The 22,872-nt window shown below is 40.2% G+C and carries 20 protein-coding genes, 1 tRNA gene, 3 rRNA genes and 1 other RNA gene; 20 read left to right on the top strand and 5 right to left on the bottom strand.

Annotation, left to right across the window (positions count from 1 at the left end):
- The first annotated feature begins 169 nt into the window (after positions 1 to 169).
- Positions 170 to 796, top strand: coding sequence for an RraA family protein (locus tag ACB089_RS24625; RefSeq protein WP_374964337.1), 627 nt, complete (start codon positions 170 to 172; stop codon positions 794 to 796).
- A gap of 170 nt (positions 797 to 966) precedes the next feature.
- Here the strand turns inward: ACB089_RS24625 and ACB089_RS24620 are convergent, their stop codons facing one another.
- The 5 genes from ACB089_RS24620 to ACB089_RS24600 form a co-directional block, all read right to left on the bottom strand.
- Positions 967 to 1,098: a hypothetical protein gene (locus ACB089_RS24620; RefSeq protein WP_374964335.1), complete on the bottom strand. Its 132-nt coding sequence runs from the start codon at positions 1,096 to 1,098 to the stop codon at positions 967 to 969.
- 76 nt (positions 1,099 to 1,174) lie between these two features.
- Entirely contained in the window at positions 1,175 to 2,449 is a 1,275-nt protein-coding gene (locus ACB089_RS24615) for a cation:dicarboxylate symporter family transporter (RefSeq protein WP_374964334.1), read from the bottom strand.
- Positions 2,450 to 2,539: 90 nt separating this feature from the next.
- Positions 2,540 to 3,418, bottom strand: a complete 879-nt coding sequence (locus ACB089_RS24610) for a response regulator (RefSeq protein WP_368638705.1) — start codon at positions 3,416 to 3,418, stop codon at positions 2,540 to 2,542.
- Positions 3,419 to 4,681 (bottom strand): ATP-binding protein, encoded by a 1,263-nt coding sequence (locus ACB089_RS24605; protein WP_374964332.1) that lies wholly within the window; start codon positions 4,679 to 4,681, stop codon positions 3,419 to 3,421.
- Positions 4,682 to 4,964: 283 nt separating this feature from the next.
- A tRNA-Ser gene (locus tag ACB089_RS24600) sits at positions 4,965 to 5,057 on the bottom strand.
- A 183-nt stretch (positions 5,058 to 5,240) separates the two neighbouring features.
- Here ACB089_RS24600 and ffs point away from each other — a divergent pair.
- From ffs to rsmI, 19 genes are all read left to right on the top strand, one after another.
- Positions 5,241 to 5,508: signal recognition particle sRNA large type (gene ffs / locus ACB089_RS24595), an RNA gene on the top strand.
- A 221-nt stretch (positions 5,509 to 5,729) separates the two neighbouring features.
- Complete coding sequence (gene dnaX, locus ACB089_RS24590; protein ID WP_374964331.1) at positions 5,730 to 7,517, top strand: DNA polymerase III subunit gamma/tau; 1,788 nt, start codon at positions 5,730 to 5,732, stop codon at positions 7,515 to 7,517.
- A 21-nt stretch (positions 7,518 to 7,538) separates the two neighbouring features.
- Entirely contained in the window at positions 7,539 to 7,853 is a 315-nt protein-coding gene (locus tag ACB089_RS24585) for a YbaB/EbfC family nucleoid-associated protein (RefSeq protein ID WP_368638708.1), read from the top strand.
- Between the two features lie 11 nt (positions 7,854 to 7,864).
- Positions 7,865 to 8,461 carry a recombination mediator RecR gene (gene recR / locus ACB089_RS24580; RefSeq protein WP_368638709.1) on the top strand — a complete coding sequence of 199 codons (597 nt, stop codon included), beginning with the start codon at positions 7,865 to 7,867 and terminating at the stop codon, positions 8,459 to 8,461.
- A 13-nt stretch (positions 8,462 to 8,474) separates the two neighbouring features.
- Positions 8,475 to 8,690, top strand: coding sequence for a YaaL family protein (locus ACB089_RS24575; RefSeq protein ID WP_374964329.1), 216 nt, complete (start codon positions 8,475 to 8,477; stop codon positions 8,688 to 8,690).
- Positions 8,691 to 8,841: 151 nt separating this feature from the next.
- Positions 8,842 to 9,114, top strand: coding sequence for a pro-sigmaK processing inhibitor BofA family protein (locus ACB089_RS24570; protein ID WP_368638711.1), 273 nt, complete (start codon positions 8,842 to 8,844; stop codon positions 9,112 to 9,114).
- 288 nt (positions 9,115 to 9,402) lie between these two features.
- Positions 9,403 to 10,954 (top strand): 16S ribosomal RNA (locus tag ACB089_RS24565).
- Positions 10,955 to 11,135: 181 nt separating this feature from the next.
- A 23S ribosomal RNA gene (locus tag ACB089_RS24560) occupies positions 11,136 to 14,063 on the top strand.
- 187 nt (positions 14,064 to 14,250) lie between these two features.
- Positions 14,251 to 14,366, top strand: a 5S ribosomal RNA gene (rrf, locus tag ACB089_RS24555).
- The 16S, 23S and 5S rRNA genes sit together here, the layout of an rRNA operon.
- Positions 14,367 to 15,066: 700 nt before the next feature.
- Positions 15,067 to 16,491 (top strand): aminotransferase class I/II-fold pyridoxal phosphate-dependent enzyme, encoded by a 1,425-nt coding sequence (locus ACB089_RS24550; protein ID WP_374964328.1) that lies wholly within the window; start codon positions 15,067 to 15,069, stop codon positions 16,489 to 16,491.
- 17 nt (positions 16,492 to 16,508) lie between these two features.
- On the top strand, positions 16,509 to 17,138 hold the full coding sequence (gene tmk, locus ACB089_RS24545; RefSeq protein WP_368638470.1) for a dTMP kinase: 630 nt from the start codon (positions 16,509 to 16,511) through the stop codon (positions 17,136 to 17,138).
- Between the two features lie 228 nt (positions 17,139 to 17,366).
- Positions 17,367 to 17,696: a cyclic-di-AMP receptor gene (locus ACB089_RS24540; RefSeq protein WP_010857007.1), complete on the top strand. Its 330-nt coding sequence runs from the start codon at positions 17,367 to 17,369 to the stop codon at positions 17,694 to 17,696.
- 87 nt (positions 17,697 to 17,783) lie between these two features.
- Positions 17,784 to 18,224, top strand: a complete 441-nt coding sequence (locus ACB089_RS24535; protein ID WP_068986570.1) for a YaaR family protein — start codon at positions 17,784 to 17,786, stop codon at positions 18,222 to 18,224.
- A 187-nt stretch (positions 18,225 to 18,411) separates the two neighbouring features.
- The gene (holB, locus tag ACB089_RS24530; RefSeq protein ID WP_374964327.1) at positions 18,412 to 19,416 is read left to right on the top strand and encodes a DNA polymerase III subunit delta'; all 1,005 of its coding nucleotides are present in this window, start codon (positions 18,412 to 18,414) and stop codon (positions 19,414 to 19,416) included.
- Entirely contained in the window at positions 19,409 to 20,224 is an 816-nt protein-coding gene (locus tag ACB089_RS24525; RefSeq protein ID WP_068986572.1) for a stage 0 sporulation family protein, read from the top strand. Before holB ends, ACB089_RS24525 begins: the two co-directional genes overlap by 8 nt.
- Before the next feature lie 27 nt (positions 20,225 to 20,251).
- Positions 20,252 to 20,608 carry a DNA replication initiation control protein YabA gene (gene yabA / locus ACB089_RS24520; protein WP_368638471.1) on the top strand — a complete coding sequence of 119 codons (357 nt, stop codon included), beginning with the start codon at positions 20,252 to 20,254 and terminating at the stop codon, positions 20,606 to 20,608.
- A 63-nt stretch (positions 20,609 to 20,671) separates the two neighbouring features.
- A complete protein-coding gene (locus tag ACB089_RS24515) occupies positions 20,672 to 21,421 on the top strand; it encodes a tRNA1(Val) (adenine(37)-N6)-methyltransferase (protein WP_068986574.1) in 750 nt (249 codons plus the stop codon).
- Positions 21,405 to 21,668, top strand: coding sequence for a GIY-YIG nuclease family protein (locus tag ACB089_RS24510; RefSeq protein ID WP_068986575.1), 264 nt, complete (start codon positions 21,405 to 21,407; stop codon positions 21,666 to 21,668). Before ACB089_RS24515 ends, ACB089_RS24510 begins: the two co-directional genes overlap by 17 nt.
- Positions 21,665 to 22,537, top strand: coding sequence for a 16S rRNA (cytidine(1402)-2'-O)-methyltransferase (rsmI, locus tag ACB089_RS24505; RefSeq protein ID WP_374964325.1), 873 nt, complete (start codon positions 21,665 to 21,667; stop codon positions 22,535 to 22,537). Before ACB089_RS24510 ends, rsmI begins: the two co-directional genes overlap by 4 nt.
- The last annotated feature ends 335 nt before the right edge of the window (positions 22,538 to 22,872 follow it).

Genomic DNA, 22,872 nt, shown 5'->3' with positions numbered 1-22,872 from the left:
AATAATTTTAATATATAACCTTCTTTTTCTTTAATTTGATTACCCTTAACAATAACATGTTTAAAAGTTTTATTTACATAATTTTCAGATATTTATATTGAAATAGCAGCTGAATTTTATTTACAATAATTGTGTAAGGCTTTCATAAATCATAATAGGGGTGTTATAGATGACGAAGGTGGAAGTAAGTTTTAAGCATTTGCCAACGACTGCGGTTTCAGATGCGACAGGGGGACATACAAATTTACGCAGTGATATTAAACCGTTAGCAGATCATTTTAAAATTGCTGGGCGTGCGGTAACAGTACGTTTACCAGATGGCGAAAATGGTGCTGTACTGGAAGCCATTCGAGCTGCTAGTGAAGGTGATATTTTAGTCATTGATGCAAAAGGGAATAAAAATCGTGCTGTTGCCGGTGATTTTGTTCTGTCTTTAGCGAAAGGTATTGGTGTACAGGGCTTTGTCATAGATGGTGTTATTCGTGACATTGCAGCTATTCGTGAGCTAGATTTTCCTGTCTTTTCTTTGGGCACTACGGTAGCGGCAGGCAATAAAAACGGTGGTGGCAAAGTAAATGTTCCGATTGCTATTGGAGGCGTTACTGTTCGTCCAGGCGATTATATTATTGGAGATGTGGACGGTGTGGTTGTCGTGCCACAGGAGGATGCAGAGCATATTGTTGCAGCTGCTGAGGTAAAAGTTAAAAAGGATGAAATACGTGCACAAGAAGCACATGTAAATGGAAAAGAATCAGTTATTGCTTATTTAGATAAAGTATTAGCTTCTTTCAGCTAATGTCTTTTATACCGAAAGTGTAGCGACAGGTACAGAAGTCTCCCACCTCTATAAGTGATGAGATGGATGTGGATTTAAGCTACTTTTCAAGAGGTTTCCAAACATCCGCTGAAATAGAGAGATTCAGTCTAAGAACGCCACGTCTTGTGGCAATGACTGAGTGACCAACATCATGTTGTTGCCGCTGCCGCTGCCGCTTCGCTTTCGCGCAGATAAAACCCTTTTGCTGTCGCTACGCTTTCGCACAGACAAAACCATTCTGCTGCCGCTGCGTTAGCACTACGCTTTCGCACAAAAAACATCTGTTGGCCTAATGTCTCCGGCGGATCAAAGAAAAAAAACTCACGATGCCACATACATCGTGAGTTTTTTTGATTTTTATGCTAACTTTTCGTTATCTTTAAAGTAATTTTTCATTTTTTCTGCATCGAAACGACCTTCCCATTTCGCCATTACTAATGCAGCAAGTGAGTTACCAATTACGTTAACGACTGTACGTCCCATATCAAGGATACGGTCGATACCTGCGATGAATGCTAAACCTTCAACTGGAATGCCGACAGTACCTAAAGTCGCTAGAAGTACAACGAAGGATACTCCTGGAACACCTGCAATCCCTTTAGATGTAACCATTAATACAAGCATTAATGTAATCTGTTCACCAATGCTTAGGTGAATACCGTACATTTGAGCAATAAATAATGCCGCAATAGCTTGGTACAGTGTTGAACCATCTAAGTTAAAGGAGTAACCAGTTGGAATAACAAAGGATACGATATCCTTTGGAGCGCCTAATTTCTCCATTTTTAGCATGATTCGTGGTAACACTGCCTCAGAGCTAGCTGTTGAGAACGCTAAAATTAGCTCATCTTTTAGTACTTTAATTAAAAAGATAATGCTGATACCCGTGAATCTTGCTACAAGACCAAGAACGACAAAGATAAAGAATATCATTGTTGCATAAACAAGTAGAGCAAGTTTGCCAAGTGGTATTAGTGAAGCAAATCCATATTTGGAAACGGTTACACCAATTAAACCAAATACCCCAATTGGAGCGAATTTCATTACGAGGTTAGTTACCCAGAACATAGCATCTGCTACCCCATTAAAGAAATCTAATACTGGTTTACCTCGATCACCAATAGCGGCAACCCCTAAACCAAAAATAACAGAGAAGAAAATGATCGCAAGCATATTACCTTCAGCCATTGCCTGAATGATATTTGTCGGTACAATGCTTACAAGAATATCAAATGGACCTTCGTGCTTTACGTCCTCTGTAGTTGCAACGTAACCCGAAATATCTCCTTTAGAGAGCTCGTCCATGTTCACACCAGCGCCTGGCTGGAAGATGTTTGCAGAAAGTAAACCAACTACAATTGCTACTGTTGTAATGATTTCAAAGTAAAGAAGTGATTTCCCGCCTAATCGTCCTAGCTTTTTCATGTCTCCAGTTCCGGCAACACCAACGATTAGAGTTGAAATAATAATAGGTACAACAATCATCTTAATTAGATGAAGAAAGATATCCCCTAAAGGTTGTAAATATGTCTCAACTTTGGGGTTTCCGTAAAAGATACCACCAACAATAATCCCTAAAGTCAAACCAATCAAAATTTGAGTGGCTAAACTGATTTTAAATTTCTTCTTCAAACCCTTTGTACCCCCTAGTATTAAATTTTTAGGACTTGCCTTACTTTAATAATACGGAGGACTTATGAAATCCGACAAAATCCGAGAAAATTAATTTAATTTTGTTAAAATGTCTGAATATAATACCTGGATAAATTTTTTAATATTAACTTTTGCTTTACGGTTTCCGTGGTCTTCTATTTGAGTCATTAGCTGACGAATCTCTTTAAAGTCAAAGTATCGAGGTGCATAATATTCAAACTCAGAATTTGTATAATCAACGACACCTAAATTGGCGAGATTTATCATTGCTGCTAATATAGTACGACGCACACGCTGTTCAATGGCTTTACTTTCTTTCAAAATTTCATCTGGAGTAGGCTTTGTAACAGCTGCTATTTCCTCATATAGCTCCTTTAGTGGAGGAAGTGGTGCAATTTTGTGCTGATGAGCAAGCAATGTTTCGATGATGGCTATAATATCCTCACTTCCGATTTCACCAACGATACCCATATCATTTAAGATGGATTGAATATGATCTCGTGACGTTGCTTTATGATTTATTTGTTCACTTAGATCAATGTTTGTAAGTGATTGGCGAATTACTAGCAATGAGTTTTTTAGGCGAAATTGTTCAGTTGTTTTACGTAAAACATTCTCAACCTCAATACGGTTTATAGGCTTATGAATAAAGAAATCTATACCTTGTTCATATGCTTCACCAACCATCTCCTTATTCACTACCTGAGAAATCATGACAAATTGTCCCTCAAACCGATTTTGAATAAGATGCTCGACTGTTGCTATCCCATCAAGCTTAGGCATAAGTAAGTCGATAAGCACAAACTCTGGCTGTGTCATTAAAATTTGTGGAATAGCGTCCTCACCATTGCGTGCTTCACCAATAACTGTACCTAAACCACTATCTTCAATAATTTGTTTTAACATGACTCGACTAGCACGATCATCATCAACAATAAAATATCTCATTTAAGTCTCTCCCGTTTGAATAGTTTGCGTAGGAACTTTAATTTTAAACATCGTGTTTTGATTGTTTGATTCAACGGATATTGAGCCATTTAATTTGTTAACTAATTCAGCAACATGTGAAAGCCCAATGCCAGTTGCCGCGACACCCTCCACATTGTATTTCGTGGTGTATCCAGGTTCAAAAATAATTGAGAGATCACTTTGTGAAATACCCTGTCCGTTATCACATACTGTTATTACAGTATCATCCTGTTGTTGTTGAATAGCAATAGAAATAACACCTTGTCCTTCAATTGCTTCTATAGCATTAGCTGTTAAATTATTCAAAAGTGCAAGCAGTGCAATATGTTCTTTCGCTTGAAAATCGGTGTCTATACTTATTTTAAACTCAATGTTTTTTCCGAGTAATTCAGCGTATTTACTATTGCCGTCTTCAATATAATGTAATAATTCAGACAATCTAAGGGTGCCAAAACTCTTCTCACCAACAATCTTAGAAATACCTGCATAAATACGTTGAGAATCTTTCTTCACTTCATGAATTTCCTGGGCAATAAGGAGTGCCTGTAAACTTTCCTCGCGATTGCCGAGTGACTTTAATTGTCGATATAAATCAAACCCACTGGCTGTAATTTTTTCGATGTGGTTCATAGATTTTTTTAAATAAAGTGTCTCAACATATAAATCTGAGCCGATCGTAAGCATTTCCTGAACACGTTTTTTTTGTTCAGCAATTAAAATAGAGCTATAAATACCTACTACAAAAAAGCTACGCAATAAAGCAACCGCTAATAGTATAAGTAAATCATGAAGAAGTAAAAAAGTGTAAGAATGAATGAAAAAACGAACTAGCTGTTCTACTAAATTACTGAAGACTTCACTAAATGCAACTAGTAATCCAAGCATTAGTGGTTTTTCTCTATACTGATGAATACTAAGCATTTGTAGGCATATTGCGAACAATACATAAAATGCAGCAGCAGGTAGATGTGTAAGTAAACTATCTATTAATGGAACATCGTGTAAAGAGTAATTAATGATAACTCGAAAAACTATTGTCACGATACTTGTAATAAATCCAGCCAAAATGATAGGTGTAGGTCTAAGTAGTGTACATAAAAAGAAAACAATACTTCCTAATCCAAAGCGAAAAGTAGTATCAGTGAAAGGCATTATTTTAATCTCACTACCGATTGCAGTTAATAAAGCAATTATGATAATCCAAGTGAGGGAAGTACGAGTTGTAAAAAAATTTGAGCGCATAAAAAATCCTCCCTAATCAATTTTAATAGAGCGGGATAGTAAAGAAAAGATGTACTAAAAAGCTTGATTATTCGACGATGCTATGGAAAAACACTTTGGAGAACGTGAAATTATAATTTTTTTCAACAATAATGCTTAAGAATAGTCTTAACTATCAAATCAATATTTTTCGTAATAAATAAAAAAATACCACAACCTAAGAGGAAGTGGTATCTAGTAATTGTTACATACAATTTTGGAGCAAAAAAAAAACGGCTACATTTGTAGTCGGAATTTTAAAAAATGGAGGAGGTAGAGGGATTCGAACCCCCGCGCGGTGTTACCCGCCTGTCGGTTTTCAAGACCGATCCCTTCAGCCAGACTTGGGTATACCTCCATAATATATAGTACTGCATGTCTTTTCGACAAAACTTAATTTATCATGTTTTTAAATTCACGTCAACATATTTTTATGTTTTTTTGAAAAAATGTTTTTTTTACATTGCAGATAGATTATTCCACATAAATATTATGTGTATTAAGTTGCAATTTATGAAAACAGTAAGTATACTAGTTATTGCCGTGCTAGGTGGGAAGGTAGCGGTGTCCTGTAACTCGCAATCCGCTCTAGCGAGACTGAATTCCTTTTTCGAGGCTGTCCGTATTGTTTGGTCTGCCTTTTGCACGTAGTGTTGACGATTGGGTCCTGCGCAATGGATACCCATGAACCATGTCAGGTCCGGAAGGAAGCAGCATTAAGTGGTCTTATTCATGTGCCGCGGGGTTGCCTAATCTGAGCTAACGACAAGAGTAACGCTTATGTGCGGCTGTCGAAGAAAGGTGCACGGCATTAAATTGCCAATTCAAACGCACCCGTCTACAATAGACGGGTGCGTTTTTTTTATGTAGTAATTATGTAAAATAATAACCACCTTAGAATTTTCTCCTTCTATTGAAGCGGAGGGGAATTACCTTGAATTTGTGAAAAACAGTGACACTATTTCATAAATAATGGGGCAAATGTTATAATAGGAATATTCTAATTAAAAAAGAAGAGGAGAGGAAATCATTGACGTATCAAGCATTTTACCGTGTGTATCGACCGCAATCATTTCGAGAAATGTCTGGTCAAGCACATGTCAAAAGAACGCTACAAAATGCTCTCCTAGCGAATAAAACAACACATGCTTATTTATTTTCAGGGCCACGTGGTACTGGTAAAACAAGTACTGCTAAAATTTTTGCAAAAGCTTTAAACTGTGAGCATGCACCATCAAGCGAACCTTGTAACGAATGTGCTACTTGTTTAAGTATTACAGATGGTTCACATCCAGATGTTATTGAATTTGACGCGGCGTCTAATTCACGCGTTGAAGAAATACGAGACATTATTGAGAAAGTTCGATTTGCTCCTGCAAGTAGCAGATATAAAGTGTATATCATTGATGAAGTGCATATGCTTTCTACAAGCGCTTTCAATGCCCTTTTAAAGACATTAGAAGAACCACCTTCTCATGCTGTATTTATTTTAGCAACGACAGAGCCCCACAAATTGCCTGCAACGATTATTTCACGTTGCCAGCGCTTCGATTTCAAGCGTCTTTCGACCAATGATATTATTGAGCGCATGAAAGTTGTATTAGAGGATATAGAGTTACCATATGAGGAACAAGGGTTGAAGGTAATCGCACAATCAGCAGCTGGTGGTATGCGTGATGCTTTAAGCTTATTAGATCAGGTCGTATCCTTCAGCGGAGAAAAGCTGAAGCTTGAGGATACACTACTTGTTACTGGTTCCATTAGTCAGGATGTTTTCTATGAATTAGCAGAAGCTCTAAAAGTAAAAGATGTTGCGCAAATGCTTGCATTATTAGAACAGCTTATTGCGGATGGAAAAGATCCTCTTCGCCTTTCAGAGGACTTGATTACATTTTTCCGTGACTTATTATTGCTACAAACGAGCGATGATTTAGCGGAATTATTGGAGCTCGTATCACCAGAGGAGCGGGTTTTTACATTAGCGCATGATTTTGCGCCCGATTTGCTCTACGGCTACATTGATATTTTAGCGAAAACGCAGCAAGAAATGCGATTCTCTCATCATACAAAGATCTACTTAGAAACCGCGCTACTTAAAATGGTACAGTTTTCAGGTGGGGGAGTTAGTCAAGCAATTACTTCAGGTGAAGCTACTATGAGCCCTGAACTTGCTCAAAAAATAGTAGCACTTGAGCAAATGGTGCAACAACTGTCAGCACAATTACAAGCTGGTGTGCCGGTGCAGACGGCGCAAGCGCCAAAAGAGCAACGTTCGCGAGCTAAAAGTCCGAATGGCTATAAAGCACCAACAGGGCGTATTCAAGAGGTGCTAAAGGATGCAACCAAACAAGATGTGCAACGTATAAAATCGGTTTGGGCACAGGCGCTAAGTCAATTGCAAAAGTCTCAATCAGCTCTTTTAGCGGAGGCTGAACCTGTAGCGGCATCTTCAAGTGCTTTTGTGTTAAAATTCAAGTATGATATTCATTGTCAAATGGTTGCCGATAATCAATCTCTAAAAGCGCACTTTACACAATTAATTGCAGGGCAAACGGGTGCTATGTATGAAATGCTTTGTACACCTGAAGAAACCTGGTTAAAATTACGTGAAGAGTTTGTTCGTGATCACGGCTTGCAGCAACAGAAAAAATCTCAGTCTGAGAGCGATCGTGGAGTGGAATTATTAGAGCCGCCACCGGCAGAGATGCCAGAAGAGCCGTTTATCGATGATGCGCAACCACTTGCTTCACAAGATCCACTTGTGACAGAAGCGGAAAAGCTGTTTGGTAAAGATTTTATTGAAATTGTTGAAGATTAATCATTTAGGAGGAATATGTTTATGCGTGGAATGGGAAATATGCAAGGTATGATGAAAAAAATGCAAAAAATGCAAAAAGAAATGATGGAAGCTCAAGAGGCCTTAAATGCAGAACAATTTGAAGGTGTTGCTGGCGGCGGTATGGTGAAAGTAGCTGTTACTGGTCAACGTGAAATCGTAGAAGTAAATCTTGATCCATCAGTAGTAGATCCAGATGATATCGAAATGCTACAAGATTTAATCGTTGTTGCTGCAAATGAAGCATTGAAAAAAGTAGATGAAAAAACGAATGCAACTATGGGTAAATTCACTCAAGGCATGAACCTTCCGTTCTAGGAGGTAAATAAATGTACTACCCAGAACCAATATCGAAACTGATTGATAGTTTTATGAAATTGCCAGGTATCGGGCCGAAAACCGCGGCTCGTCTGGCGTTTTTTGTGTTAACGATGAAAGAAGATGACGTTTTATCTTTTTCAAAAGCATTAATTGATGCTAAACGAAATTTAAGCTACTGCTCTGTGTGTGGCAACATAACTGATGTAGATCCATGCCATATTTGTACGGACAAACAACGAGATCATTCTATTATTTGCGTTGTCCAAGATACAAAGGATGTGATTGCGATGGAGAAAATGCGTGATTTCAACGGTATGTATCATGTACTACAGGGAGCTATTTCACCTATGGATGGTGTTGGTCCAGAGGATATTAATGTCTCTTCTCTGCTAGTCCGTTTGCATGATGAGACTGTTCAGGAGCTAATTTTAGCTACGAATTCGACTATCGAGGGTGAGGCAACAGCTATGTATATTTCTCGTCTAGTGAAGCCATCAGGCATTCGAACAACACGTATCGCCCATGGACTACCAGTAGGTGGAGATTTAGAGTATGCAGACGAAGTTACGTTATCGAAGGCAATGGAAGGTCGCCGGGAATTGTGAGTGAGGGATTACTATGTTCTTCCGCAGTAAGGGAAAATTAAAAAAAGAATTCGATGACAAGCTTGTAAATCTTATGAAAGAAACAAAAGAGGATTTACAGCAGTCAAAGATAATCGAAGAATTAGTAGATGACTATGATTTAGAAGTAATTGCTCAACGAAAAGCAACTGAGAGTATACATTTTTATTTATTCAAGGAAGCTAGGATTCGAAAAGTATTAATTAAATAGTAGTTTTTTAACTTATTTCAGCGGATGTCCAAAGATCTGCTGAAATAAGTTAATGCCTCCGGCCGTGATTATGCCGAGGCATAATTGATATTCATAGAAGCAAAACAGGAAACATAAACTTTCGTAATTATATACTTAAGGGGGAAACCGTGTGTCCGGATTCGTAATTATGAGTTTTTGTGTGCCTGTAGTGCTTCTTTTTCTTTATATAATAATAAGACATGCTAAAATGGGAAAAATATTAGAAGGAATGTCTGTTTTTTGGTTTAGATTTGCCTTTGCCTTTCTTCTATTATTTATTATTCATTTAGGTATAGGGTATGCCGGCTATAATGTACCTATTAATCTATTTTCTGTTCTAACAATTGCGATACTAGGTATCCCGGGAGTACTTGGGATAACAGCTTTAATATTTTTCTTATAAAATGCTTGCAATACAAAAATATTGTGGTATAGTAATAAGAGTCGTTAAGATAACTGCTGAAAAACAAATAAATTAAATTAAACAATTTAGTTGTTGACACATGATTGGCGACATGTTATTATATAAAAGTTGCTGTTGCGAAACGGTAACGAAATGAACCTTGAAAACTGAACAAGCAAAACGTAATCAATAAAGTTTTTAGTAGCTGACCTTGAGTTAGTGAACGAAACAAAATTTTGGACATCAAACATGATGCCAGCAAAACAATTTGAGCTAATCAAATTTCTTTTTATGGAGAGTTTGATCCTGGCTCAGGACGAACGCTGGCGGCGTGCCTAATACATGCAAGTCGAGCGAACAGAGAAGGAGCTTGCTCCTTTGACGTTAGCGGCGGACGGGTGAGTAACACGTGGGCAACCTACCTTATAGTTTGGGATAACTCCGGGAAACCGGGGCTAATACCGAATAATCTATTTTACTTCATGGTGAAATACTGAAAGACGGTTTCGGCTGTCGCTATAAGATGGGCCCGCGGCGCATTAGCTAGTTGGTGAGGTAACGGCTCACCAAGGCGACGATGCGTAGCCGACCTGAGAGGGTGATCGGCCACACTGGGACTGAGACACGGCCCAGACTCCTACGGGAGGCAGCAGTAGGGAATCTTCCACAATGGGCGAAAGCCTGATGGAGCAACGCCGCGTGAGTGAAGAAGGTTTTCGGATCGTAAAACTCTGTTGTAAGGGAAGAACAAGTACAGTAGTAACTGGCTGTACCTTGACGGTACCTTATTAGAAAGCCACGGCTAACTACGTGCCAGCAGCCGCGGTAATACGTAGGTGGCAAGCGTTGTCCGGAATTATTGGGCGTAAAGCGCGCGCAGGCGGTCCTTTAAGTCTGATGTGAAAGCCCACGGCTCAACCGTGGAGGGTCATTGGAAACTGGGGGACTTGAGTGCAGAAGAGGAAAGTGGAATTCCAAGTGTAGCGGTGAAATGCGTAGAGATTTGGAGGAACACCAGTGGCGAAGGCGACTTTCTGGTCTGTAACTGACGCTGAGGCGCGAAAGCGTGGGGAGCAAACAGGATTAGATACCCTGGTAGTCCACGCCGTAAACGATGAGTGCTAAGTGTTAGGGGGTTTCCGCCCCTTAGTGCTGCAGCTAACGCATTAAGCACTCCGCCTGGGGAGTACGGTCGCAAGACTGAAACTCAAAGGAATTGACGGGGGCCCGCACAAGCGGTGGAGCATGTGGTTTAATTCGAAGCAACGCGAAGAACCTTACCAGGTCTTGACATCCCGTTGACCACTGTAGAGATATGGTTTTCCCTTCGGGGACAACGGTGACAGGTGGTGCATGGTTGTCGTCAGCTCGTGTCGTGAGATGTTGGGTTAAGTCCCGCAACGAGCGCAACCCTTGATCTTAGTTGCCATCATTTAGTTGGGCACTCTAAGGTGACTGCCGGTGACAAACCGGAGGAAGGTGGGGATGACGTCAAATCATCATGCCCCTTATGACCTGGGCTACACACGTGCTACAATGGACGATACAAACGGTTGCCAACTCGCGAGAGGGAGCTAATCCGATAAAGTCGTTCTCAGTTCGGATTGTAGGCTGCAACTCGCCTACATGAAGCCGGAATCGCTAGTAATCGCGGATCAGCATGCCGCGGTGAATACGTTCCCGGGCCTTGTACACACCGCCCGTCACACCACGAGAGTTTGTAACACCCGAAGTCGGTGGGGTAACCTTTTGGAGCCAGCCGCCGAAGGTGGGATAGATGATTGGGGTGAAGTCGTAACAAGGTAGCCGTATCGGAAGGTGCGGCTGGATCACCTCCTTTCTAAGGATATTTTCGGAATACAAACCTAGGGTTTGTAAGATTACGTTTTGCGTTCAGTTTTGAAGGTTCATTCTTCTGAATGAAATACTTCAAAACTTGTTCTTTGAAAACTGGATAAAACGACATTGAAATTGTAACAAACACATTTATTTTTTAAGTTTTTTTATAGGCTTAATAACTTGGTTAAGTTATTAAGGGCGCACGGCGAATGCCTTGGCACTAGGAGCCGAAGAAGGACGGCACTAACACCGATATGCTTCGGGGAGCTGTAAGTGAGCTTTGATCCGGAGATTTCCGAATGGGGGAACCCACTACGTTTAATCGCGTAGTATCTTGACGTGAATTCATAGCGTCTTGAAGGCAGACCCAGGGAACTGAAACATCTAAGTACCTGGAGGAAGAGAAAGAAAAATCGATTCCCTGAGTAGCGGCGAGCGAAACGGGAAGAGCCCAAACCAAGAGGCTTGCCTCTTGGGGTTGTAGGACACTCTATACGGAGTTACAAAAGAGCGAGTTAGATGAAGCGACTTGGAAAGGTCCGCCAGAGCAGGTAAAAGCCCTGTAGTCGAAAGTTCGTTCTCTCCTGAGTGGATCCTGAGTACGGCGGAACACGTGAAATTCCGTCGGAATCCGGGAGGACCATCTCCCAAGGCTAAATACTACCTAGTGACCGATAGTGAACCAGTACCGTGAGGGAAAGGTGAAAAGCACCCCGGAAGGGGAGTGAAAGAGATCCTGAAACCGTGTGCCTACAAGTAGTTAGAGCCCGTTAATGGGTGATAGCGTGCCTTTTGTAGAATGAACCGGCGAGTTACGATTACGTGCGAGGTTAAGCTTTAGAAGGCGGAGCCGCAGCGAAAGCGAGTCTGAATAGGGCGAATTAGTACGTGGTCGTAGACCCGAAACCAGGTGATCTACCCATGTCCAGGGTGAAGGTGAGGTAACACTTACTGGAGGCCCGAACCCACGCACGTTGAAAAGTGCGGGGATGAGGTGTGGGTAGCGGAGAAATTCCAATCGAACTTGGAGATAGCTGGTTCTCTCCGAAATAGCTTTAGGGCTAGCCTCGTGATGAGAATACTGGAGGTAGAGCACTGTTTGGACTAGGGGGCCATCCCGGTTTACCGAATTCAGACAAACTCCGAATGCCAGATATTTATACACGGGAGTCAGACTGCGAGTGATAAGATCCGTAGTCAAAAGGGAAACAGCCCAGACCACCAGCTAAGGTCCCAAAGTAATCGTTAAGTGGAAAAGGATGTGGCGTTGCACAGACAACCAGGATGTTGGCTTAGAAGCAGCCATCATTTAAAGAGTGCGTAATAGCTCACTGGTCGAGTGACGCTGCGCCGAAAATGTATCGGGGCTAAACGATTCACCGAAGCTGTGGATTGACATCTATGATGTCAGTGGTAGGAGAGCGTTCTAAGTGCGTTGAAGTCAGACCGGAAGGACTGGTGGAGCGCTTAGAAGTGAGAATGCCGGTATGAGTAGCGAAAGACGGGTGAGAATCCCGTCCACCGTATGACTAAGGTTTCCTGAGGAAGGCTCGTCCGCTCAGGGTTAGTCGGGACCTAAGCCGAGGCCGATAGGCGTAGGCGATGGACAACAGGTTGATATTCCTGTACCACCTCCTCACCGTTTGAGAAATGGGGGGACGCAGTAGGATAGGGTAAGCGCGCCGTTGGTTGTGCGCGTCCAAGCAGTAAGGCGTGTGTGTAGGCAAATCCGCACACTGTAACGTTGAGCTGTGATGGCGAGTCCGTATGGACGAAGTTCCTGATTTCACACTGCCAAGAAAAGCCTCTATCGAGGTGAGAGGTGCCCGTACCGCAAACCGACACAGGTAGTCGAGGAGAGAATCCTAAGGTGTGCGAGAGAACTCTCGTTAAGGAACTCGGCAAAATGACCCCGTAACTTCGGGAGAAGGGGTGCTCTTGAGCGTGCAAGCGCATGAGAGCCGCAGTGAATAGGCCCAGGCGACTGTTTAGCAAAAACACAGGTCTCTGCAAAACCGTAAGGTGACGTATAGGGGCTGACGCCTGCCCGGTGCTGGAAGGTTAAGAGGAGTGGTTAGCGCAAGCGAAGCTGCGAATTGAAGCCCCAGTAAACGGCGGCCGTAACTATAACGGTCCTAAGGTAGCGAAATTCCTTGTCGGGTAAGTTCCGACCCGCACGAAAGGCGTAACGATCTGGGCACTGTCTCAACGAGAGACTCGGTGAAATTATAGTACCTGTGAAGATGCAGGTTACCCGCGACAGGACGGAAAGACCCCGTGGAGCTTTACTGTAGCCTGATATTGAATTTTGGTACAACTTGTACAGGATAGGTAGGAGCCAGAGATCTCGGAGCGCCAGCTTCGAAGGAGGCGTCGGTGGGATACTACCCTGGTTGTATTGAAATTCTAACCCATGCCCCTTAGCGGGGCAGGAGACAGTGTCAGGCGGACAGTTTGACTGGGGCGGTCGCCTCCTAAAAGGTAACGGAGGCGCCCAAAGGTTCCCTCAGAATGGTTGGAAATCATTCGTAGAGTGTAAAGGCACAAGGGAGCTTGACTGCGAGACCTACAAGTCGAGCAGGGTCGAAAGACGGGCTTAGTGATCCGGTGGTTCCGCATGGAAGGGCCATCGCTCAACGGATAAAAGCTACCCCGGGGATAACAGGCTTATCTCCCCCAAGAGTCCACATCGACGGGGAGGTTTGGCACCTCGATGTCGGCTCATCGCATCCTGGGGCTGTAGTCGGTCCCAAGGGTTGGGCTGTTCGCCCATTAAAGCGGTACGCGAGCTGGGTTCAGAACGTCGTGAGACAGTTCGGTCCCTATCCGTCGTGGGCGTAGGAAATTTGAGAGGAGCTGTCCTTAGTACGAGAGGACCGGGATGGACACACCGCTGGTGTACCAGTTGTCTTGCCAAAGGCATCGCTGGGTAGCTATGTGTGGACGGGATAAGTGCTGAAAGCATCTAAGCATGAAGCCCCCCTCAAGATGAGATTTCCCATTACGCAAGTAAGTAAGATCCCTCAAAGACGATGAGGTAGATAGGTTCGAGGTGGAAGTGTGGTGACACATGGAGCTGACGAATACTAATCGATCGAGGACTTAACCATAATGTTTGAAACATTCAATGCACCGTTTATCCAGTTTTGAAAGAATAATTTCTTTTAACCAAGGGTTTCAAGATACGAGTAGTTCGAGGAAGCGATGGAGAGAGGGAAGGAGCGTACTCAAGTACGTGACTGACTGAGCGACAGAAGCTGACGAAGAAATACGACGTATATTGGAAGCCGACAATAGTCTAGTGATGATGGCAAAGAGGTCACACCCGTTCCCATACCGAACACGGAAGTTAAGCTCTTTAGCGCCGATGGTAGTTGGGGGCTTCCCCCTGTGAGAGTAGGACGTCGCTAGGCAAACAGCAGCCACTGAGAAATCAGTGGCTTTTTTGTTTGCTTTCAAGAGCTCAACAAATACCTATATTTAATGTTAGAGTCATGACTAAACCCTGAAAAATGTTGCAATTTAATTGATTTAAATTAGCAAAAAAGGGGGTTATATAGTGAAGATATTTGAATTTAAAAATAAGATTACAGGAATTTATTGAAAATAAAGAGGAATGAGCTATTCTAATACAGGTATTTGCATCATGAATTTCCAAATGTACAAGATATGATTTGGGTATTTCAAGGGGATTTCGATATTATTTATTTCAAAGGCTGTTTCAAGTGCTGTCAATCAAATAATGATCAAGTTAAATTTGATTTGGTAGATTTATCAGATCTGATAAATGGTGGCGTTTTTTTTGAAATAAAGCGAAATTAGGATGGAACATATCAGCTTCTTGGTAAGTTAACAATGAAAGCAAGTGTTTTTTTAGTGGGGATGATGAAGCCAATATTAGAAAAGTTCGTATCTCAATTAGTAGAACAGCAAGTACAAGAAGTGGCGGCAAAGGCTATTAAATAGTATAAATGAGAAGACGAGAATAACTTCGTAGTTATTTGAAGAATAATCTTTGTAGAGCGGAGCTATCCAAATTGCTAGGATAGCTTTTTTATCATGCTATAATTTCGTATAATTAAATAAGAATATAACGGAAATGGGTGTTTTGTTTTGCAAAAGAAAAAGCCAATTGTAGAAGGGTTAGAGCGCTTTCGACTACAACAAAATATTTCCTTTCATGTACCAGGGCATAAGCATGGAGAACTGTCACATCTTCCTCAGGCATTTAAAGATGTAATGCGCTATGATGTAACTGAATTATCGGGTCTTGATGACTTACATCATCCAGAGGAAATGATATTAGAAGCAGAAAACTTGTTGGCAGATACATATGGGGCGATGAAGAGCTTCTTTTTAGTAGGTGGATCGACAGTTGGTAATTTAGCCATGATTTATGCCACATGTAAAAAAGGTGATACAATTATTGTCCAACGTAATGCACATAAGTCTATATTTCATGCAATTGAGCTTGTTGGAGCAAAGCCTGTATTTGTTTCGCCACTTTGGGATGAACGAACATTAACTGCAACATATGTTTCTTATAGAGATTTAAAAGAAGCTGTTGATTATTTCCCAGAGGCTCGTGCAGTAGTTTTAACATACCCTACTTACTATGGTGTGACATCTAAAGAGATAGAGCAGCAGATTGCGTATTGTCATGAAAAAGGTATTCCTGTTTTGGTGGATGAAGCACATGGAGCTCATTTTAGTGCGTGTACTTTATTCCAACCGTCATCATTGACATATGGTGCTGATATCGTAGTACAGTCAGCACATAAAACATTGCCTGCTATGACAATGGCATCCTTTATGCATGTCAATTCAGACTTCATCGATGTCGAAAAAGTAAATCATTATTTACGGATGCTACAATCTAGTAGTCCATCCTATCTTTTATTAGCTTCTTTAGATGATGCACGTTATTATGTACAGACATATATGGAGAGTGACGGTGCATATATAATAGAAAAAAGGAATCAATGGATAGAGGCATTACGGGCTATTGGTTCTTTGGAAGTTATTGAAGTAGATGATCCAATAAAATTATTACTTCGCGTTGATGGTTATAGTGGCTTTCAATTACAAGAGGCATTAGAAGCAAAGCATGTTTACGCAGAGCTAGCAGATGCAAATCAAGTATTGCTTGTGCTACCGTTGTTGAAACAGGGGCATAGCTATCCATTTGCAGAAATTCGTGTCCGTATTAAGGATGCAATAACATTGTTATTGAGTACGCCAATGGTAGAAATAATAACTGCTTCTCAAACAGCATACAATTTTGTAGCTATTACGGAACCAGCCTATACATTTGATGAGGTTGAAGGGTCGGAAAAAGAATGGTTGCCGTATATGCGTACAATGGGGCGTATCTCCGCAAGTATGATTATTCCGTATCCACCTGGCATTCCATTGCTTGTTCCGGGCGAAAAAATAACAGTAGCAAAGTTGAGTCAACTTGAGGAATTACTAGCTACTGGTGCGACATTTCAAGGAAATCACCGTTTAGAAGAAAAAATGATAGAGGTCATTAAATAGTTGGAGGCAATAACAGCATGAATTGCAATTTATTTATTACATTTGAAGGTCCAGAAGGTGCTGGAAAAACAACAGTTATTCAAAAAATAGCTGAGCGACTTGCACAAGAAAATATTGATGTTTTAGCAACGAGAGAACCTGGTGGTATTGAGATTGCTGAAAAAATTAGGACGATTATTTTAGACCCTGCTCATACTGCAATGGATGAGCGTACAGAGGCATTACTATACGCAGCGGCGAGAAGTCAGCATTATTTTGAAAAAGTACGACCTGCTTTGGATGCTGGTAAAATGGTTATTTGTGATCGCTTTATTGATTCATCTTTAGCATACCAAGGATATGCACGTGGTATTGGCGTCGACGAAGTATTATCTATTAATGAGTTTGCAATCGGTAAGAAGTTACCTGATATGACAATATTATTTGATCTTGCTCCAGAGGTTGGCTTAGCCCGGATTCATGCTCACGGAGAGCGAGAAGTAAATCGTTTAGATGTTGAAAGTTTAGCTTTTCATAAGAAGGTTCGGGAAGGGTATTTACAGTTAGTGGAGCGTTATCCTAAGCGTATATATGTCGTTAATGCAGACCAAAATATTGAGCGTGTTGTTGAAGATGTATGGTCATTATTATATGAAGTAATACAGTAAAAACATGAAGTTGTCCACCACATTGTGATATAATGGTAACATCTATTATGTTATCTTCATTCAGACGATATTTGGACACCAACTGACTGAAGATAAAGTCTCCGATGTATATTTGATTTGGCTATATAACGCTTGTTAAATAAGATTAACATTTCCCGTAGATGCTACTGTATTAAAAAAGGTAGTTAAAATTTGTTTAGGTGAATTTTATAAAAGGGGTGAGTGCGAATGAAGTTAGTCGTAGCTGTAGTTCAAGATCAGGATAGCAGCCGTTTATCGAATGCTTTAACGAAAAATCAGTTTCGCGCAACTAAGTTAGCGAGCACAGGAGGATTTTTACGCTCAGGAAATACGACGTTTCTTATTGGGACGGAAGACTCTCTCATACCCAAAGTTTTAGATATAATTCGTGATAATTGTCGAGCACGAGAACAAATGGTTGCACCTGTTTCACCATTAGGTGGAAATGCAGATTCCTATATACCTTATCCTGTGGAGGTAGAGGTAGGGGGAGCGACTGTTTTTGTATTACCAATTGAACAGTTTCACCATTTTTAAATTATTGCCATGTTAAATATAACGTAAACACATTATAAATTAGCTTTTGCGTATTTGATAAAGAAAGCAAGTGGGGGCGAAAACAGCTTGAAGATCAATCAAGATATACGTGTCGGGTTAAATACTAATCGTAAAGAGCCACTGCATAACAATAATCAAAATAACCGATTTGGAGATATGGTCGTCAAGCAAGGAACCAAACTGCAAACAGAACAGCTTACACGATTGCTAGGAGATATATCTACAGCGGGTGACCGTGTTGCAAGATCACGTAATTTACGAGAACTTGCTCGTTTTAAAATGCTTGTTAAACGATTTCTACAAGAAACAGTAGAGCATGGTATGGAGTTAAAGCAATCACATACATGGAATCGTTTTGGTGAAGGAAGACGCTTAAAAATTATTGAAACTATTGATACGCGTCTTGTGGAGCTTGCACAAGATATTTTAGATGAAGAAAAAGAAGCAATTGACCTTCTTGATAAAATTGGTGAGATTAAAGGCTTATTAATTAATTTATATATGTAAAACCCGTGTCTTGTTCTCTTGTAGGCGCGGGCTTTTTTCAAATCTATTCCGCAGTCATTTTTACAACACTAGGTAAGGAACTACTTGTGAATGACATGAAACTAATATGTAACTAATCTATCTACTCTAAAAAGTAGATATTTCTGTACTAAAAGTGAGCAATTGTTATAGGAAGGAATTTAAATATATGGCCAAGAATGTTGAAGAGCTATTCACACTACAGCCAGTCGTAATGAAGCAGCTTCAAACGATTTTTGACAAAAATAGATTAGCGCATGCATACATTTTTGATGGCGAAAAAGGGACAGGCAAAGTAGATATTATGCAGTTTTTTGTCAAATTAATGCTATGTGAGCAACCAAATCAAAATGTTCCATGTGAAACATGTCGAAATTGCAGACGTGTGGATTCAGGCAATCATCCAAATATTCATCAAATTTATCCAGAAGGTCAATTTATAAAAATTGATCAAATACGTGAATTAATTGCTGAAATGAAAATGATGGGCGTTGAAGAAGGACGTAAGATTTATGTACTTCATCATGCAGATCGTCTCAATATTGCATCTGCAAACATGATACTTAAATTTTTAGAGGAACCAGATGGTGAGGTAACTGCGATTTTGCTAACGGAGCAAATGCAGTCAATATTACCAACGATTCGCTCTCGCTGCCAGCATATTAAATTTCAAAAAATGCCTCGACATATATTGTTAAAGCATTTGCAAGATCAAAATATTTCTTATTCGATGGCTTCTACAGTGAGCATGATGACGAACGAGCTCGAAACAGCGATATTTTTAGCAAATGATGAGCAGTTTGCACATGCTCGAAAAACAGTGTTAAAATTAGTAGAGGCAATTCGTCAGAATGTACATGAAGCAATGCTTGTTGTACATGAAGAATGGTTGCCGCTGTTTAAAGAAAAAGGCGAGATGGAGCAGTCATTGGATTTACTACTATTTGCTTACCGTGATATAGTGTCAATAAAAGCTAATCCCGAAGCAGCTTGTACTTATCCAGACATGTTACAAACATTTAAAGAAGCTGCGTTGCATTCGACTTATGAACGCCTATCTAGTCAAATGGAGTCAATTTTACAGGCACGTGCATCTTTACAGCGTAACATGAATAGGACGTTAATGATGGAGCAGTTAATGCTAAATCTGCAGGAGGGATATACATTTGTATAATGTAGTGGGGATCCGCTTTAAAAAGGCGGGTAAAATATATTATTTTGATCCAGCATCATATCTACTAGAAGACAGTCAATATGTCATTGTAGAGACAGCTCGCGGTGTGGAATATGGTAAAGTAGTTGTCCCTCAAAAGGTTGTTGGGGATAATGATGTTGTATTACCACTTAAACAAGTTCTACGACCAGCGGATGAACGGGATCGTATTCAAGTAGAAGAAAATGCTGCCGAATCAAAGCGCGCATTTGAATTAGCAAGTACAAAAATCATAGAGCATAGTTTAGAAATGAAGCTCGTAGATGTTGAATATACATTTGATCGTAATAAAATTATCTTTTATTTTACGGCTGAAGGACGTGTCGATTTCAGAGATTTAGTAAAAGATTTAGCTTCGGTTTTTAGAACACGTATCGAACTTCGGCAAATTGGCGTACGTGATGAGGCGAAGTTGTTAGGTGGTATTGGTCCATGTGGCCGAATGCTTTGCTGCTCAACTTTTTTAGGCGATTTTGAGCCGGTTTCTATTAAAATGGCTAAAGATCAAAACTTATCTTTAAATCCATCCAAAATTTCAGGTCTTTGCGGCCGTTTAATGTGCTGCTTGAAGTATGAAAATGATGAATATGAGGAAGCAAAAGAGGGTATGCCAGATATTGGTGAAATGACGATGACACCAGATGGCCGCGGTAAAGTTGTAGGTTTAAATGTACTGGAAAGACTTATTCAAGTATATTTACAAGAGCAGGAGCGCACAGTCGAATATACACTAGAAGAACTGCTAGCATACGAAAAAAATCTTATATAAGATAGAGAATTGAACGAGGTGGCTTGGGTGAAGGACCGTAATTTCTTAGATACCGTTATGGAGTTCGAACAACAGCTCGAAGCAATGCAGGAGCAATTTGGTGCATTGAAACAATTTGTAGCGTTAATGATGGAAGAGCATAAGGCACTCGAAACAGAAAATCATCACCTTCGTACACGTCTAGAAGAACTACTTTCTAATGAAACTACTGTACAAGCTATTGTTGAGAAGAAAGGGAATTCGTTAGATATTGGCGAAGGCTATGATAACCTAGCACGTCTATACCAAGAAGGCTTCCATGTTTGTCATGTTCATTTTGGGAGTTCAAGGAAAGGCGAAGACTGTCTGTTTTGTCTATCATTTTTAAATAAACAAAATGTGTAATAGAAGACTGATTCCCACTATGGTGGTGTCAGTCTTTTGTTTTGTATAGTAGGAGGAAGAAACATGGAAGATTGGTTAAAGGATGACGAACGGTTAGACTATTTATTGGCTGAGAATTTACGTATTATTCAAAGTCCCTCTGTCTTTTCGTTTTCATTGGATGCAGTACTACTTTCGAAATTTGTCAATGTCCCATATCATAAAGGGAAAATTGTTGATTTATGCTCAGGTAATGGTGTAATTCCGCTGTTTCTAAGTGCCAGAACAAAAGGACATATTACAGGAGTAGAGATTCAACCACGCTTATTTGATATGGCTGAACGAAGTATCCGTTACAATAAGTTAGAAGAGCAAATTGATATGGTTCTTGGTGATGTGAAGGAAATTCCTAAGAAGCTTGGGATCGAAAAATATGATACTGTAACCTGTAATCCACCATATTTTTTAGCACATGAAGCTAGTGATAAAAATCTAAGTGAACATTACGCTATTGCACGTCATGAACTATATTTAACGTTAGAGGAATCGATACAATCAGCAAGCAAATTATTAAAGCAAGGTGGAAAAGCAGCTTTTGTTCATCGACCTGGTCGATTATTAGATATTGTTACGGCAATGCGGGCAAATCGTTTAGAGCCTAAACGAATGCAATTTATTTATCCAAAAGAAGGTAAGGAAGCCAATACACTATTAATAGAAGGAATTAAAGACGGTAAACCTGATTTAAAAATATTGCCTCCCCTGTATGTCTATGATGCCAACAATGAATATACAGCAGAAGTGAGAGAAATCCTTTATGGAAAAGAACAATAGTCATTATTTTTATGTGCTAGAATGTGCCGATCAATCCTTATACGCAGGCTATACAAATAATGTAGACAGACGTGTCGCTGTACACAATGCTGGTAAAGGTGCAAAATATACGAGAGCACGAGGACCAGTGCAATGTATTTATGTAGAGGAATTCGATACAAAACCTGAGGCGATGCGTGCAGAATATGCTTTTAAACAGTTAACACGAACGCAAAAAATAAAATATATAGGGAGAGATGGGTCATGAAATCTCAGAAAAGTACAATACATGATCATACAGGTTGTTTATATCTAGTTGCAACACCTATTGGGAATCTAGAGGATATGAGTGTGCGTGCACTACGTATTTTAAAGGAAGCAGATATTATTGCAGCCGAGGATACGCGTAATACAAAGAAGTTATGCAACTACTTTAATATAGAAACACCACTTATAAGCTATCATGAACATAATTTAGCGGTGGGCGGAGAGAAGCTGTTAACCCTATTACGTGAAGGAAAAACCGTTGCATTAGTTAGTGATGCTGGTTTACCTTGTATTTCTGATCCTGGTGCAGATATAGTAGAAAAAGCAATCGATCAAGACTTTCCAGTTGTACCAGTGCCAGGTCCCAATGCAGCAATATCAGCATTAATTGCTTCTGGGTTAACGCCACAACCCTTTTTCTTTTATGGATTTTTGAACCGAGGAAAAAAGGAACGTCGAAAACAATTAGAGCAACTCAAAAAACGTCAGGAAACCATTTTGTTTTATGAGGCTCCTCATCGATTAAAGGAAACCTTAAAAGATATGGAAGCTATTCTTGGGAATCGTCGAATTGTATTAGCTCGTGAGTTAACAAAAAAATTCGAGGAGTTTTTACGTGGTACATTAGGTGAAGCAGTGGAATGGTCACAAACAGAGGAAATCCGAGGAGAATTTTGTATTGTCCTTGAAGGAAACGAAAACGCCGAGGAAGAAAATAGTGAAGAAACATATTGGATGACAATGTCTATTATTGATCATGTCGATTATATTATTAATCATACAGGTGTTACATCGAAAGAAGCTATAAAGGAAGTAGCAAAATTACGTCAAGTAGCGAAGCGAGACGTCTATAATGAATATCATAGTTAATGTAAAAAAGAGGTTGCCTTAATATCAGGCACCTCTTTTTTATATCTATTCAAATAGATGGCACATCACCAACAACATTTCGATATGACATTTGTTAAGAATGCATGCCAATATAAGTTAATTGGAGTGGGGCTGGTCGACCTAGTGATTAAGGAACGAAAATCACCCCTATGTTATAGTGATAAGCCAATATTTAATTGATAATAATTGTAAAAAATAGTACCCTTAATTATGAAAGGTCTGACATGGACATTATAAGGGACTTAATAATTGGTTATATTATACTTTATAAAATCAAAACACCTAAATTGCTGTTCTCAATTTAGGTGTGTAAC

The sequence above is a fragment of the Lysinibacillus sp. RS10 genome (assembly GCF_041956855.1).
GTDB lineage: Bacteria > Bacillota > Bacilli > Bacillales_A > Planococcaceae > Lysinibacillus > Lysinibacillus xylanilyticus_A.
Note: the sequence above shows the minus strand (reverse complement) of the source record. Positions and strands in the feature narration are given on the sequence as shown.

Coding starts and splice junctions, on each gene's coding strand:
- ACB089_RS24625 (WP_374964337.1), top strand. CDS start 170: ATGACGAAGGTGGAAGTAAGTTTTAAGCATTTGCCAACGACTGCGGTT.
- ACB089_RS24620 (WP_374964335.1), bottom strand. CDS start 1,098: ATGTTTTTTGTGCGAAAGCGTAGTGCTAACGCAGCGGCAGCAGAATGG.
- ACB089_RS24610 (WP_368638705.1), bottom strand. CDS start 3,418: ATGAGATATTTTATTGTTGATGATGATCGTGCTAGTCGAGTCATGTTA.
- ACB089_RS24605 (WP_374964332.1), bottom strand. CDS start 4,681: ATGCGCTCAAATTTTTTTACAACTCGTACTTCCCTCACTTGGATTATC.
- ACB089_RS24585 (WP_368638708.1), top strand. CDS start 7,539: ATGCGTGGAATGGGAAATATGCAAGGTATGATGAAAAAAATGCAAAAA.
- recR (WP_368638709.1), top strand. CDS start 7,865: ATGTACTACCCAGAACCAATATCGAAACTGATTGATAGTTTTATGAAA.
- ACB089_RS24575 (WP_374964329.1), top strand. CDS start 8,475: ATGTTCTTCCGCAGTAAGGGAAAATTAAAAAAAGAATTCGATGACAAG.
- tmk (WP_368638470.1), top strand. CDS start 16,509: ATGAATTGCAATTTATTTATTACATTTGAAGGTCCAGAAGGTGCTGGA.
- ACB089_RS24540 (WP_010857007.1), top strand. CDS start 17,367: ATGAAGTTAGTCGTAGCTGTAGTTCAAGATCAGGATAGCAGCCGTTTA.
- holB (WP_374964327.1), top strand. CDS start 18,412: ATGGCCAAGAATGTTGAAGAGCTATTCACACTACAGCCAGTCGTAATG.
- ACB089_RS24515 (WP_068986574.1), top strand. CDS start 20,672: ATGGAAGATTGGTTAAAGGATGACGAACGGTTAGACTATTTATTGGCT.
- ACB089_RS24510 (WP_068986575.1), top strand. CDS start 21,405: ATGGAAAAGAACAATAGTCATTATTTTTATGTGCTAGAATGTGCCGAT.
- rsmI (WP_374964325.1), top strand. CDS start 21,665: ATGAAATCTCAGAAAAGTACAATACATGATCATACAGGTTGTTTATAT.